At 55.1% G+C, this 14,295-nt stretch carries 13 protein-coding genes; 6 read left to right on the top strand and 7 right to left on the bottom strand.

Annotated features, from left to right (window positions below; translation table 11 throughout):
• Positions 1-74: 74 nt before the first annotated feature.
• On the bottom strand, positions 75-257 hold the full coding sequence (locus tag ACEWZM_RS08685) for a zinc-finger domain-containing protein (protein WP_414006059.1): 183 nt from the start codon (positions 255-257) through the stop codon (positions 75-77).
• Positions 258-328: 71 nt separating this feature from the next.
• Here ACEWZM_RS08685 and ACEWZM_RS08680 point away from each other — a divergent pair, with 71 nt between their 5' ends.
• Positions 329-1,261, top strand: coding sequence for an ABC transporter ATP-binding protein (locus tag ACEWZM_RS08680; protein ID WP_414006058.1), 933 nt, complete (start codon positions 329-331; stop codon positions 1,259-1,261).
• 78 nt (positions 1,262-1,339) lie between these two features.
• Here ACEWZM_RS08680 and ACEWZM_RS08675 read toward each other — a convergent pair whose 3' ends face one another.
• The 3 genes from ACEWZM_RS08675 to ACEWZM_RS08665 all read right to left on the bottom strand — a co-directional run bounded on the left by ACEWZM_RS08675 (position 1,340) and on the right by ACEWZM_RS08665 (position 3,483).
• On the bottom strand, positions 1,340-1,717 hold the full coding sequence (locus tag ACEWZM_RS08675) for a hypothetical protein (RefSeq protein WP_414006057.1): 378 nt from the start codon (positions 1,715-1,717) through the stop codon (positions 1,340-1,342).
• A gap of 21 nt (positions 1,718-1,738) precedes the next feature.
• On the bottom strand, positions 1,739-2,500 hold the full coding sequence (locus ACEWZM_RS08670; protein ID WP_414006056.1) for a DUF6478 family protein: 762 nt from the start codon (positions 2,498-2,500) through the stop codon (positions 1,739-1,741).
• Positions 2,501-2,682: 182 nt separating this feature from the next.
• The gene (locus tag ACEWZM_RS08665) at positions 2,683-3,483 is read right to left on the bottom strand and encodes a hypothetical protein (RefSeq protein WP_414006055.1); all 801 of its coding nucleotides are present in this window, start codon (positions 3,481-3,483) and stop codon (positions 2,683-2,685) included.
• Positions 3,484-3,674: 191 nt separating this feature from the next.
• Here ACEWZM_RS08665 and ACEWZM_RS08660 point away from each other — a divergent pair, with 191 nt between their 5' ends.
• The 4 genes from ACEWZM_RS08660 (at position 3,675) to ACEWZM_RS08645 (ending at position 10,079) form a co-directional block, all read left to right on the top strand.
• Positions 3,675-6,803: an ABC transporter transmembrane domain-containing protein gene (locus ACEWZM_RS08660; protein ID WP_414006054.1), complete on the top strand. Its 3,129-nt coding sequence runs from the start codon at positions 3,675-3,677 to the stop codon at positions 6,801-6,803.
• Positions 6,793-7,713, top strand: coding sequence for a CPBP family intramembrane glutamic endopeptidase (locus tag ACEWZM_RS08655; protein WP_414006053.1), 921 nt, complete (start codon positions 6,793-6,795; stop codon positions 7,711-7,713). The genes ACEWZM_RS08660 and ACEWZM_RS08655 overlap by 11 nt, the downstream gene beginning before the upstream one ends.
• 62 nt (positions 7,714-7,775) lie before the next feature.
• Positions 7,776-8,720, top strand: a complete 945-nt coding sequence (gene accD, locus ACEWZM_RS08650) for an acetyl-CoA carboxylase, carboxyltransferase subunit beta (RefSeq protein ID WP_414006052.1) — start codon at positions 7,776-7,778, stop codon at positions 8,718-8,720.
• Between the two features lie 90 nt (positions 8,721-8,810).
• The gene (locus ACEWZM_RS08645; RefSeq protein ID WP_414006051.1) at positions 8,811-10,079 is read left to right on the top strand and encodes a bifunctional folylpolyglutamate synthase/dihydrofolate synthase; all 1,269 of its coding nucleotides are present in this window, start codon (positions 8,811-8,813) and stop codon (positions 10,077-10,079) included.
• Positions 10,080-10,193: 114 nt separating this feature from the next.
• Here the strand turns inward: ACEWZM_RS08645 and zapE are convergent, their stop codons facing one another.
• Positions 10,194-11,264: a cell division protein ZapE gene (gene zapE / locus ACEWZM_RS08640; protein ID WP_414006050.1), complete on the bottom strand. Its 1,071-nt coding sequence runs from the start codon at positions 11,262-11,264 to the stop codon at positions 10,194-10,196.
• Positions 11,265-11,492: 228 nt separating this feature from the next.
• On the opposite strand from zapE, the gene ACEWZM_RS08635 reads away from it, so the two are divergent.
• Positions 11,493-12,731 carry an MFS transporter gene (locus ACEWZM_RS08635; RefSeq protein ID WP_414006049.1) on the top strand — a complete coding sequence of 413 codons (1,239 nt, stop codon included), beginning with the start codon at positions 11,493-11,495 and terminating at the stop codon, positions 12,729-12,731.
• Positions 12,732-12,753: 22 nt separating this feature from the next.
• Here ACEWZM_RS08635 and ACEWZM_RS08630 read toward each other — a convergent pair whose 3' ends face one another.
• Complete coding sequence (locus tag ACEWZM_RS08630) at positions 12,754-13,674, bottom strand: ornithine cyclodeaminase family protein (protein ID WP_414006048.1); 921 nt, start codon at positions 13,672-13,674, stop codon at positions 12,754-12,756.
• On the bottom strand, positions 13,671-14,291 hold the full coding sequence (locus ACEWZM_RS08625; RefSeq protein ID WP_414006047.1) for an HAD family hydrolase: 621 nt from the start codon (positions 14,289-14,291) through the stop codon (positions 13,671-13,673). Before ACEWZM_RS08625 ends, ACEWZM_RS08630 begins: the two co-directional genes overlap by 4 nt.
• Positions 14,292-14,295 lie beyond the last annotated feature (4 nt).

The raw sequence follows: 14,295 nt of genomic DNA, 5'->3' as shown, positions 1-14,295 counted from the left end.
CTTGGTGACCGGGCTGTACGCAAAACGCCGCCAAAATTGGCGACGTTTTCTAAGATGGAAATTTCGTTGATTGGCTAGGCGTGGTTTGCCCTAGCGTCTCTATGGACAAATTTGCAATCACAGTAGGGGCATACGACAAAGCCCTCGTCCTCTGGAATTTGCAGGTAGACCCGCGGATGTCCCAGCGCACCTTCGCTGCCGTCGCAGGCGACGCGGTAGCTGTCCACGATCTTGGTTTCCGGCGCTTCGATGGTCATCTCTGGCGGTCCTCTTGGTTATCAGTTAGGGGCTTTTATGAGCCAAGGCAAAACCGGGGGCAAGGGCCGCGATGACAGAGGACGCAATCCGTATCGAAGGTTTGCAAAAAACCTACAAGGGCCGCAGGGGGCAACCTGCCAAAGACGCGCTAAAGGAGGTGGATCTCTCTATTCCCCGCGGATCAGTCTTTGGTTTGCTGGGACCAAATGGTGCCGGAAAATCCACCATGATCAACATCCTGGCGGGTTTGGTTCTGAAAACCGCGGGCAAAGTTACAATCTGGGGTTTCGATCAGGATACCAATCCGCGTCAATCCCGCGCGTCCATTGGGGTGATGCCGCAGGAGCTCAACCTTGACCCGTTCTTTAGTCCACGCGGAGCGCTGGAAGTACAGGCGGGGCTTTATGGTGTGCCAAAATCCGAACGGCGTAGTGATGAGATTCTGCGCATGGTCGGGTTGGAGGACAAAGCACATGCCTACGCCCGGACCCTGTCTGGAGGCATGCAGCGACGTCTATTGCTAGGTAAGGCGCTGGTTCACCATCCAAATATTTTGGTCCTGGATGAACCTACAGCCGGGGTCGATATCGAGTTGCGCCAGATGCTGTGGGAAAACATCCGCAAGCTGAATGCGCAGGGTATGACCATTATCCTGACCACGCATTACCTCGAAGAGGCCGAGGAGATGTGCGACGAGATTGCGATCATTAATCAGGGTGAATTAGTTGCACGCGACACCACGGCGAACCTGTTGGGCCGATTGGATGGCAAGGCGATGGTAGTACATCCTGCCGCTCCGGTTACAGATCTGCCAACTGGCGATGGCATAACGTCGGAGTTGCGTGGCGATGGAGCTGTGATTTTGCGTTACCACGGCGATATCACCAGCGCAGAGGAAGTCTTATCGGCGGTGCGCAACGCTGGGATTTCCATTCGCGATGTAAAGACTGAAGAAGCGGATCTGGAGGATGTGTTCCTGGAGCTAACCAAGTCACGCAAGTGAGCGAGGCTGGTGCCAGCTTATGCCTTGGCACGTGAGCATGCTGTGATCATGTCAGAGGCTGATTTTTGGTATCCGCTGTTATTGGGTGTCGACACAATGACGGCGGAACGCGCGTTTCAACATATCCAGTTCTGCGCGCAGTAGCTCGACCTCGACCCGCAGCTCGTCGCCGGTCAGCTCACCGCAGACGAGAGTAAAATCGCCCAGTTTGGCATCACCGGTCAGGTCATAGATCACAAAACTCTGGACGCCATCGGCAATGGCTTCGGTTGGAATCGGAATTGTTAGCGACCATTCACGTGGGGTGTCGCTCTCCACAAGAGTGACATTTGAAACAGGACGATCCAAATGGCGAACCTCAACCACCGGTGCGTTTTCGGACTGTCCGGCATCAGCAATTCGTCCTTCCCACAGCCCGTCGCGAAAACGAATTTTGGTCAATGTCAGTTGGCTCATATCGGGCCTTTCGAATTCTGGTTACAGGCTGGCACGGCGGCTGCGCGATAGGGTGACATCCCGAAGTGTTACCTGGTTCATTTCCGGCGCTTCAAAGATCAGCTCGAGCCAAAGCCGCTCGACCCGTTTTTCATTCAACTCCGCATAGGCCAGGTCGTACTCAACATGAGTACGTTTCTCGCCCATTGGCATTTCACGGACCAATTGCTCGGTGTTTGGACCGTGTTTGATGTTGAGACGGGCAAAGATCTCAATCGGATTCTCTATTTCCAGCGTGCAGTCCACACGGATCAGATGTTCCCTGCTTATTCCATCGGTAACGTCTTTCGGTAGTTCGATCACCAATGACAGAAATGAACCGTCAAATCGGAACACGTCCAGACGCACGCCATAGGGCGCGAGGTCCTCTTCGCGATTGTTGCGCAGCTGGCGTAGAGTAAGTTCAGAGACAGTGCAGTCATGGAATAACTGCACCTCTTCGCCGAGTTTAGTTTTACTGGGAACTGCGGAAGCGCCGGGTACCGGCAGAGGGCCTCGCCACAATTCTGGCCTCCAGCTCCAGTCGGTACCATGTGGGCGTGGAAAGGCGCTTGAGCCGATTTGTGGTAGTGCCAGCCGCCCTTCGGCAGTGTGGATGAGCCTATCCAGATGCAGGCGCAGTGCTCGGGCTCGGTTGCGCAGCTCTCTCAGGCGGCTAAGCGGGATCTTGTGCGCTTCTTGTGCAATATTGCGCCAACGTCGGAGAACGCGCGTATAAAGCAGCTTTTCGATCATCCTGCCCATGGGCGAAATTTCCTGTCCTGCGCGATACGGTCATAGATGTGATGCGGAAGCCGCAGCGTGCTCGTTGTTTTTCCTGACCCTAGACAAAGCAGTGACCGCTGACAAACCTCTGGCGTCTTAAACTTGCAAGTCTGGGTGATATCAATGGCTCTATAGCGGTGCTAATATCGGTTTGACGACGGCTATTGCGTGATCTCATCTACCGAAAGGTCAAGGTCTGCAGTGACCGAAGCTTCAAGCGTCTTGGCAGTCAGTTCATTCAGCAACTGAGCGCCACGACGGCCAAGGTTACGACTGCCGCTGGGAGCATAAAGCGCGACTGCGACCAACTGATCGTTCAATACAAAGGCGCCGCGCCAATGGACCGGGCTGGCCCCACGCGCGCGATGATCTGGCATGTTCAACTTGACCAGCGGCAACATCATGTCGTTGCGTTCGGTCAGCAGGCGTGCTCCGCGTGCGTTTTGAAACAAGTCAGCATTGGTCAAGGCGGCGTCTGCAGGACCTGCCGGTCCAACCGTGACAGTAATCAACGCGCGATTGCGGTTGGAGGACCCTGGACGTAGGCTGGAACAGGGCACCACGATGGCAAACCCACCTTCGGCCCGATTGCCTGTCATGCGCGGATCAATGCAAAACCCGGCTGGCGGAACAACGTGAATGGTATCGCTGGCAAAGCTCATCCGAGTGATGTCACCGGGCTGATGTTCGGAACCGTTACTGGCGCGTGATACATCACTTTCGGAACTACAGGCGACCAGTGCGAGACCCGCAGCGGTCGCTAATGCCGCTCGGTGGAGCCTACGCCACCAGATCAAAAGGGCTATACGATGTGCGCTATCGCAAACGCGCTGTGCAGAGGCAGCGTTAAAATTGCAGGCGGATATTCGTACTTGCACAGATCGATATTCGTTGACCTGTTGTCCTTCAGTTGGGGTTTCGACGTGAATAAGCGCTATCTTTCCGCTGGTTAGAATGCTCACGGTACTCTCTGCCTGCCTTTGCCTTGCTTGACCACGGCATAGTCTGCGGCTCGTCTTGCGGCAAGCATTTCGCGCAAAAGTCGACGGGGTGTTGCCTTGTAATGTCAGGGGGCAATGATTAGGCTCTGAACGCTGCACAGCCAGCAGGCGAGTTCTCGCCATACTTTTCCGACACACAAAAGGAGCAGGGGATGCAACCCACCCTGTTTTCATTCATCTGGGCCTATTCGCGACGCCAGCAGATAGGTCTGTTGGCGCTGACTATGGTCACCTTTCCCTTTCTTTACGCGGCATTGGAATTGCCTAAGAGAATTATCAATGACGCTATCGGCGCACCGATGGACCGTGTTGAAGTCCTGGGTCGGGAGATCGGGCAGGTCGACTACCTGTTGCTGCTTTGTGTTGGATTTTTAGCTGCTGTCTTGATCAGTGGCTTGTTGAAGATGCGCCTGAATACAATCAAGGGGATCGTGGCCGAACGTTTGCTGCGACGCTTGCGATACACGTTGATCAACCGGATGATGCGCTTTCCAGCGCCTTATTTTCACACCACCAGTCAGGGTGAGCTGGTGTCGATGATCACGTCGGAATCAGAACCTATGGGCGGTTTGATGGGCGATGCAGTGGCGCAACCCGTGTTTCAGGCCGGGCAGATGCTGACGATTGTTGCATTTCTGTTTATGCAAAGTGTGTGGTTCGGCCTTGCATCGGTGGCTCTTATCCCTTTGCAGGCCTGGTTGATCCCGATGCTGCAAAGACAGATCAATCTGTTGAATAAGGATCGTATTCAGGAGGTGCGGGCGTTCTCGGCTGAGATCGGTGAAAGCGCGGCAGGCATCAGCGATCTGCGGATCAATGGCGGGCGTCGGTATCGGTTGGCCCAGATCTCAGCGCGTCTGGGGCGGCTGTTTGATATCAGGCGGCGTATTTACAGCAAAAAATACTTCATGAAGTTCCTCAATAACATGATCGGGCATTTGACGCCGTTTGTGTTTTATTCTGCCGGCGGGGTTCTGGCGATCCGCGGCGATATTACGGTGGGTGCACTGGTGGCGGCGTTGGCGGCTTATAAAGATCTGTCCGCCCCATGGCGTGAGCTATTGACCTATTACAATCAGGTACAGGACATGAGCTTGCGTTGGTCGATCATGACGGATCGTTTCAACCCCAAAGGGATGATATCCGAAGAGCTGATCGAAGGCGTGCCTGCCGACATCCCGCATCTGCGCGGGGCAATTGAACTGCGCAATGTGTCGGTGAAGGATGCCGACGGCAGTATGATCCTAGAGGATATATCTTTAACCATTCCTGCGGGTGGGCGTGTCGCCATCCAAGGTAGCAGCGAGGCAGAGCGTGCGGCGTTTGCGGCCTTGCTGACGCGGGAGGTCTGGCCATACCGGGGGTCTGTTACCATTGCGGGCCATCGGTTAGACCAGTTGCACCAGGGCGTGATCGCCGCTCGTGTCGGCTACGCATATTCTCGACCGTATCTGTTTAGTGGGTCGCTGGGCGACAATGTTTTGATGTCCTTACGTGATCAACCCCACATGCCCGCCGGGTCCGAAACGCGTGGCAAAAGTCGGGCCATGATTGAGTCTTGCCGGGCGGGCAACAGCCCGGATCCTCTTGCGGCGGATTGGATCAATCCAGCCTTGGCTGGGTTGGGTTCTGAGACCGAATTGCGTGACTGGTGGTTCAAGTTGGTTGAGGCGATGGGTATCGATGAGCAATTGTTTCGTCGCACATTGCACACCCGCTTTCAGATTGGGCCACATCTGGGTCTGGTCAAACAGCTTATATCGCTACGGCCACTGATCGCAGAACGGTTGGAACGCGCGGATCTTTCTGATGTGGTGCACCGCTTCGACCCTGATGTATTTAATCCGTCGGTTCCGCTGGGTGGCAATATTCTCTTTGCGGCACCAACCCGCCCAATCGCCCCGGAAGAACTAATTGCAGAAGACGGGCCGATTGTCAGTTCATTGCGAGACAATGGTCTGCAGGACGAGGTGATCTCTTTTGGTTTGGGTGTTATGGAAACCTTGCGGCAGACCTTTGGTCGGGCTGATACAGATCATCCGTTGTTCAAGCGGCTAGGACTGGATGAAACGCTATACCACCGCATTGCCGAAGTTGCCGAAAGACAGGCGACGGTTGGTGTGCTTGGGTTGCGGGAGGACGAGCGTGTGCTGCTGGCATCGGTTCCCTTTCTGATTTCAGAAGAGCAAATTGGTACGGCATTCCCAGACAAATTCAAACAGCGAATTCTCGACATTCGGCGCGATATGGCGCCAACCCTACAGGCGCAATTGGGGGATTTGTTTATATCGATCACGCCGGAGGCCTATTTGCCACGGCTTACGGTTTTGGAAAACATGCTCTACGGGCGGTTGTCGCTGAGCGCGGGGGCCAAGGCCAAGCAAGTTGAAGATCTGGTCGCTGAATTGCTGGAAGAAAATGGTCTGCGTGAACGTCTAGCGCTGATTCTCTATGATTTGCCCACAGGGCTGGGTGGTGCCGCATTGGAACCCGTGTTTCAGGAGCGCGCGGCATTCACCCGAGCAGCCATTAAGCGACCGGATATTCTGATTTTGGATCGCGCTTTGGCGAGCCATGACAGTGCCAGCCGGTTGCAATCGCGAGAACGGCTTGCAAAGCTGATGCCCAATGCAACTATGTTGTTTCTAGAAGACCAGTTTAACCATCCCGAACGCTATGATCTTTTCGTGAAAATCCAAAACGGACGTATTGATGGGGTTGAGGGAGAACTGACCGAGCCGATGGAGAAAGCTGCGCGCAACGATCTTAGCAAGAGGCTGGAATTGATTCAGAGTACTGAGCTCTTCTCCAAATTGGATTCGCGAAATCAGCGCTTGCTGGCGTTTTCGGCGCGGTGGCACGACGTGGCCAATGGGGAACATGTGTTCCGATATGGCGAGAGTGGCGATGCGGTCTTCCTGTGCCTTAGCGGTAAAGCGAATCTGTTCTGGCCAGATCGCAGCCCTGAATCCGCACCGATCTCTCAGATCGAACCGGGCCGCCTGATCGGAGATCTGGCTGTTATTCTGCGTGATACACGCCAGTTAGATCTGATTGCGGTAGAAGATTGTAGTTTCCTCAGGATCGGGGCGGAGGAATACCGCGCCGTGATTGAAGCCGATGCGGGTGTTGCGGTGCAGCTACTTGAAACCGTTTCACGGCATCTGGTGGCGGTTGCGGGCGTGGTACATGCCGCAGATCAGAATGTTGCAGACCAAGGAGCACCTGCTTTGGGCGCGACCACTAGTGGTACGGAGGAGCAACCCGGCAATGTCCATTGATCCTGCCACGAGCGCTTACGCGGCTCATGCGCGTTTGGTTGATCCAGCACGGCCTAGGTCAGAGATATGGCGCATCCTATTAGGTATTTTTCTGATTGGTGTGATCAGTTATGCGGCCACACATGCAGTACTACAATTCCTGATCGCTGTTTTTCCAGGAGCATGGATAGGTGATCTGCCGACGGGTAAATCCCCGGTGGCTATGTTGGTTCTGCTTGGCAGTTTCGTGTTCGTTACCTTTGCTGTGGCGGCTGTACTGCGCTTGTTGCATCAACGCCGCCTGGCTGGCCTGATCGGCCCGCTGCGTCTGACTCTGCACCAGTTTTGTCGGACCGGTCTTGGCCTGTTGTATCTGATGGGTGGACTATTGGTGCTGTGGCTGATCCTGCCGAGTGGGCTGGATGGCGGTGCGATGTCGAGTTTGGTGAAAAATTTTGATCTGGGGCAGTGGCTGCTTTTGCTGCCCTTGGCTTTATTCGCTGTATTCGTGCAAATCAGTGCCGAAGAGATCCTGTTTCGTGGCTACCTGCAGCAAGCTCTGGCCGCTCGGTTCTCTCACCCAGTGATCTGGCTCCTTGTGCCTTCGATCCTATTTGCGATTGGTCACTACGCACCAGCGGATGCCGGGGTGAATGCCCCGCTTATTGTGCTTTGGGCTGGTGGGTTTGGATTTCTCATGGCCGATCTCACCGCCAGAGCAGGCACGTTGGGACCGGCCATCGCGATTCACTTTGCGAATAATATTATTGCGATTCTGTTGTTCGGCTCACCAACTAGCTTGTCTGGCCTGGCCTTGTATCTGGTGCCGTTTGAACTGTCCGATCCGATCATCTTGCGACAGATGCTGTGGCTCGACTTTGCTATTGTCGGGCTTTGCTGGCTGGTTGCACGTCTTGCCATTCGGCGCTGATTGCAATTAGACGCGCGGGGCCTTATTTGAAGGTCCAAACCGCCCCTACAAAGGCATGGCTTATGAACTGGATCACCAACTACGTCCGGCCGCGGATCAATTCGATCTTCTCGCGCCGCGAAGTTCCCGAGAACCTTTGGCGCAAATGCGATGAATGCGGCACCATGCTGTTTCACCGCGAGCTGAGCGACAATCTGAATGTCTGCAATAACTGCGGACATCACATGCATATTACCCCACGCGACCGTTTCTTGGCGCTTTTTGACGGGGGCGTCTTCACAGAGGTTTCCGTTCCGGAGCCATTGGCTGATCCGCTGAAGTTCCGCGATCAAAAACGCTACCCCGACCGGATGAAAGCGGCGCAGAAGAAAACCGCTGAAAAAGAAGCGATGCTGGTGGCAGCAGGTGAGATTGGTCGCACCCCAATTGTCGCTGCTGCACAGGACTTCTCATTTATGGGCGGGTCCATGGGCATGTTTGTTGGCAACGCGATTGTCGCCGCTGCCCAAGAGGCTGTGAAACTAAAGCGTCCTCTGATCCTATTCTCTGCCGCCGGCGGTGCGCGCATGCAGGAGGGCATTCTGTCGCTGATGCAAATGCCGCGCACAACTGTGGCTGTACAGATGCTGAAAGAGGCGGGTCTGCCTTATATCGTCGTGTTGACTCATCCGACCACCGGTGGTGTGACCGCTTCCTATGCGATGCTGGGTGATGTGCATATCTCCGAACCTAATGCGTTGATCTGCTTCGCCGGCCCTCGCGTGATTGAGCAGACCATCCGTGAGAAATTGCCTGAGGGATTCCAGCGGGCTGAATATCTTTTGGACCACGGGATGCTGGACCGGGTGACCCCTCGTACTGAAATGCGGGATGAATTGATCAACATCACCCGCATGCTGATGGGTTTGCCTCCGCAAGTTGTTGGTGACCTGCCTGCACCGGATGAGAGCGAGCAAGCCGCGAATGACGCAGATGTTGACGCAGACGCACCCGCGCAAAGCAACTGAGCGCGCTAGAGTTTGATGCAACGGCCCGCCTGTTACATGGGCGGGCCGTTTGCATATTATCCCCAGGTTTTAACGCCAGTGAGCCGCAACATGACCCAGACCTCCGATGTGATTCTTGCCCGCATGATGGCACTGCATCCCAAGATTATTGACCTGACACTGGATCGGGTCTGGCGACTGTTGGAAGCGCTCGGAAACCCACAGGATGCTCTGCCGCCGGTGATCCATCTGGCAGGCACCAACGGTAAAGGGTCGACACAGGCGATGATCCGTGCCGGGTTTGAAGGGATGGGGAAATCTGTCCATGCCTATACCTCGCCGCATCTGGCGCGCTTTCATGAGCGGATACGGCTCGCAGGGACACTGATCTCTGAGGCGTATCTGTCCGAGGTACTGGACGAGTGCTACGCCAAAAACGGTGGTGAGACGATCACCTATTTTGAGATTACTACTGTAGCTGGGTTGCTGGCGTTTTCCCGCACGGCAGCCGATTATACCCTGCTTGAAGTCGGCCTCGGCGGGCGTCTGGACGCAACAAATGTAATAATCCCCGAGGTGTCGGTCATTACGCCTATCTCGATCGACCATGAGCAGTTTCTCGGGAATACACTGGCCAAGATTGCAGGCGAAAAAGCGGGAATTATCAAGCGTGGCGTGCCGGTTGTGGTCGGCCCTCAGCCGGAAGAGGCGATGAACGTGATCGAAGCAACTGCCGCCGGTCTTGGTGCACCGCTCATTGCCTATGGTCAGCATTGGCATGTTTACGAAGAGCGTGGTCGGTTGATTTTTCAAGACGAGGCCGGGTTGCTGGATCTGCCGCTGCCTGCGTTGCTCGGCGCACATCAGGTTCAGAACGCTGGGGCCGCATTGGCAGTTCTACGCCACCTCGGCGCGGATGAGGCCGCTTGTGAGGCGGCAATGGCAGACGCTGAATGGTCTGCCCGGATGCAACGGTTGAAATCCGGTCCAATGATGGATGCCGCGCCAATGGCAGAGCTATGGCTGGATGGTGGTCACAACGCAGCGGCGGGTTTGGCGCTGGCAGACGTTCTGGCCGGACTTCCCAAACGTCCAACCCATCTGATCTGCGGTATGCTGAACACGAAAGATGTCACCGGGTATATGACCCCACTGGCGGCTCAGGCGGAGAGCCTCATCGCAATTTCAATCCCAGATGAGGTGAATACCCTGCCAGCGGAGGAAACAGAGGCTGCGGCAAAGGAGGTTGGATTGGACGCAACGAGTGCCGACAGCGCCATGGATGCCTTGAAAGCCATTGTTGCGGATGATCCTCAGGCGCGGGTTTTGATCTGCGGATCGCTCTATCTTGCTGGTTACATTCTGCGCGAACACGGCTGATTTTATAGCCGTATTCGCTTGGGGTCGTACTCACCTAGGTCGCTTTCAGAAAGAGCTTGGGCGGTGTAAACTCTTAGCGGCAGAGGACTGCGCCGACTGTTCACATCTGCGAGGTCATGTGTCTTGTCCCCAATCTTTGTCCTGCATCTCACGCAGGCGTGAAGCGGTGCGTTCAAATTCAAACGTGCCTTCGCCCTCAACGTAGAGCATCTCCGGCTCAGCTGCCGCTGAACAAATCAAACGCACACCGGCTTCATAAATCGCATCGATTAATGTGACGAACCGCTTGGCTTCGTTGAAGTTATTCCGCGACAGGCGCGGGATGTCCTCTAACACTAGGACTTTCACGGCTTCGGCGATGGCCAGGTAATCGCCCGGTCCCAGCATCTTGCCACAGAGGTCGTAAAACCCAGCGCGGGCCACACCGTTGCGAAAGGCGGGTAGCGTTACTTCTCTCCCTTTGATTTCCAGTGTTAGCGGAAGGGCGAGACCGCCGGATAGATCCTCCCAGATCGCACGGATCTTGGCGTTGGCTTCTGCGTTTACAGGCGAGAAGTAGACTTGAGCGCCGGTCAGTCGATCTTGGCGGTAGTCAACGGGGCTAACCATTTCATGAACTTGCATCTGGTGCTTAATCAGTTCGATGAATGGTAGAAACAACTGACGGTTCAATCCGTCTTTGTACAGATCGTCCGGCACCCGATTTGATGTGGTGATCACCGTAACGCCAGCAGCGAACAGCGCTTCGAAAAGGCGCCCGACGATCATTGCGTCAGTGATATCGGTTATTTGCATTTCATCGAAGGCGAGGAGACGTACGGAAGCTGCAACCTCCGAAGCCACTGGGGCAAGTGCGTCTTCGATCCCTTGTTGGCGGGCCTCATGCATCTTGCTGTGGATCTCTTGCATGAATGCGTGGAAATGCACCCGACGCGAGGGCACGTCGTCAAGGCTATCCACAAACAGATCCATAAGCATCGACTTGCCGCGCCCGACCCCGCCCCAAAGATAAAGTCCCACGACCGGTTCATATGTGGCCTTACGAAACAGTCCGCGTTTGACAGGGGGAGCTTTTAGCTCTTCGGCGATGCGATCAAAATGCGGCAGAACGGCTTCCTGTGCAGGATCCGGTTTCAACACGCCTGCGTCGATTTTCTGCTGATAGAGCGCTGTCAGATGGGTCATATCGCAAGGGATAGCGCGGGCGCATTCGGATGGAAAGCCATGTCTGATTGCTGATGTGATCGCTCGCGTATCTGAAATGTGGAGATGGAAGTAGTCTGCGTGTCTAAATGATCCATTTCAAACACATCAATAATTCTTACCTATTGGCGCAAAAATCCTGATTTGACCGAATATGAAATTCCCGTACCGTCCGTCGGGCCGGAACAACCTCCGGGAAGGAGAAATATCATGCACCGCCCTGCGCCACTGTTTACCCCCGTGCTGATCGTGGGTTGCGTCATTATTATGGTCAGTTTCGCGGTGCGTGCGTCCTTTGGTGTGTTCCAAATCCCAATTGCCGAGGAATTCGGCTGGTTAAGATCTGAGTTCTCGCTGGCGATTGCGATTCAGAACCTGGCTTGGGGTATCGGACAACCGATTTTCGGAGCCATTGCTGAGAAGATCGGAGATCGCAAAGCGATCATAATGGGGGCGGTGGTCTATGCTGCGGGACTGGTGTTCAGTGCCTGGGCAACCACCCCGTTTGAAATGCAAGCCTATGAATGGTTGGTTGGTTTTGGCATCGCGGGTACCGGGTTTGGCGTTGTTCTGGCCGTTGTCGGACGGGCCAGCTCGGACGAGAACCGATCGATGTCACTGGCTATTGTCACAGCCGCAGGCTCTGCCGGGCAGATTTTTGGGGCTCCAACTGCCGAGTGGTTCTTGACGTTTCTAAGCTGGCAGAGCGTGTTTCTGATTTTTGCAGGCGTTGTTCTGGCATTGATCGCAACCTTACCGTTGATGCGGGCGCCCGAAGCGGCATCGAAGGCTGAGTTGGAAGAAAGCATGGGCGCAATCCTGAAAAAGGCGTTCAAGGACCCGTCCTATACGTTGATTTTTCTAGGCTTTTTCAGCTGCGGCTATCAATTGGCTTTTGTGACTGCGCATTTCCCCGCCTTTGTCACCGAAATGTGCGGGCCAATCCTACCGGGTGGAGCGCTCCATTCGATTGGCATCACCTCGACGTCTGCGCTAGGGGCTGTTGCGATCTCTCTGATCGGGGCGGCCAATGTTGGCGGAACGCTACTGGCAGGCTGGCTTGGCAATCGGTATTCTAAAAAATATCTATTGGCGGCGATCTATACCGGACGCACGATTGCGGCGGCTGCCTTTATCCTCATGCCGATTACGCCGGTGTCGGTTATTGTCTTTTCTATCGTGATGGGGTCGTTGTGGTTGGCAACAGTCCCGCTGACATCTGGTCTGGTCGCCCATCTCTACGGGCTGCGCTACATGGGAACGCTTTACGGGATCGTCTTCTTTAGCCACCAACTTGGTAGTTTTCTGGGCGTTTGGCTGGGTGGCCGGATGTATGACATTTATGGCGACTATACGCTTGTTTGGTGGATTGGTGTCGGTATCGGAGCCTTCAGCGCAATTGTTCACCTCCCGATCCGTGAGAACCGTCCCGCTCCGGTTGCCGCCTGATGCATGCAACCGGGGCGGCGGATCAGCATTCGCTTCGCCAACGGTCCAGAATGTGACGGCTGGTCATAAGATCGAGATGTGCGCCGCCGCCATTTTTGAACAGCGTGATCTGCGCCGGGTCAAATGTAGGAAAACGATCCAGATCGTAGAAATCGGCCAGTATGTCGCTGCGGTTGATCACACCCGCAGCGAGCGGGATTTTGAACTCACCGACATGATCAATGGTTGTCTCAAAGCTATCGCAATAGATCTGTGCGCGCTGCAGCGCATCGTCGTCCGCCTCGCGCATGTCAGGACGGTAGGCCCCTATCAGATTAAGATGCTGACCGGGCCTTAGCCAGTCGCCCTTGATAATGGGATTGGACGACATGGTGCAGGTGATGATGATATCTGCCGCCCGCACTGCGACCTCCAGATCAGGTGCGGTTATCGTACCGGGATATCTGCTTACCAATGCATCAGCTTTATCTGACGTGCGATTCCAGACGCGAATTTGCGCCGTGGGGTAGGCGGCGCTGAAGGCTTCGATCAAGGAGGCTCCGACAGTGCCCGCACCGACGATCAAGATTTCGCGGCTGTCTTGATTGGCCAGCCGCTGTGCGCCCAACAGACTGTCACCGGCGGTTTTCCATTTGGTCACCAAATGGAAATCAACCAAAGCCTCAAGCATGCCGTGCTGATCACCATATAGACAGACAGCGCCGTTTACCGTCGGTTGACCGAATTCCGGATTGTCGGGAAAGATCGTGGCGTTTTTGACAGCGAGGCCGAGGCCGTCAATCCAGGCTGCACGGTTCAGTAACGTGTCATTGCCACGGTACAGAAAACTGTCGGCGACTTCGGCCTTTGGCAGGCGATGACCTGCGGCAAGCGCGTCACAAAAAGACAGCCATTCTAGATTGGCCTCACCCTCATTGAAAGGGATTTGCAGAGTGTTGGTCATTGGGCAGCCTCCGCCGTCAGCAACCCTTCAGAAACCAGACGATCTGCCCAAGTCTGGGGATGTGTAAAGAGATGTGTCTGCCATCCCCGCGCGGCTGCTGCTTCGATGTTTTCGGGGCGATCATCGGTGAAGAGGAGCTGCTTGGGCGCTATTCCTGTCTCCTGTTCAAGATGGGCGTAGATCTCGGCCTCGGGTTTGATGGTTCTCAGGTGGCCCGATACAAACGCGCGGTCGAATTCACTGAAAAACGGATAGGTGATCTTGGCTAGTTCAAACGTGCCCACACCAAAATTGGTCAGCGCAAATACGGGAACCCCGTTCTGACGTAATTCGCGCATCAGGCGGACGGAGTGAGGAATGTCTGGGCTTGCCATTTGAAGCCAACTGTCATGCCAGTGGCGGATTTCATCCGCCCATTCAGGGTGCCGGTCTGCAAGGGCATAGACCGCGCCTTTGAAATCATCACCTCGATCAACCCCAAGGTTCATCCCATGGAGGTCGACCTCACGAAAAAGCGCTTCGCGTTTAGACTTGCCAATTTTGGCGTCATAGAACCGCTCTGGTTCCCATTCGATCAACACGCGGCCGATATCAAAAACAACAGCTTTGATGGTCATGTTG

Origin of the sequence: Phaeobacter cretensis (assembly GCF_047372505.1) — a bacterium.
In the GTDB taxonomy this organism is placed as follows: domain Bacteria; phylum Pseudomonadota; class Alphaproteobacteria; order Rhodobacterales; family Rhodobacteraceae; genus Phaeobacter; species Phaeobacter cretensis.
This window is presented reverse-complemented; position numbering and strand designations above follow the sequence as displayed.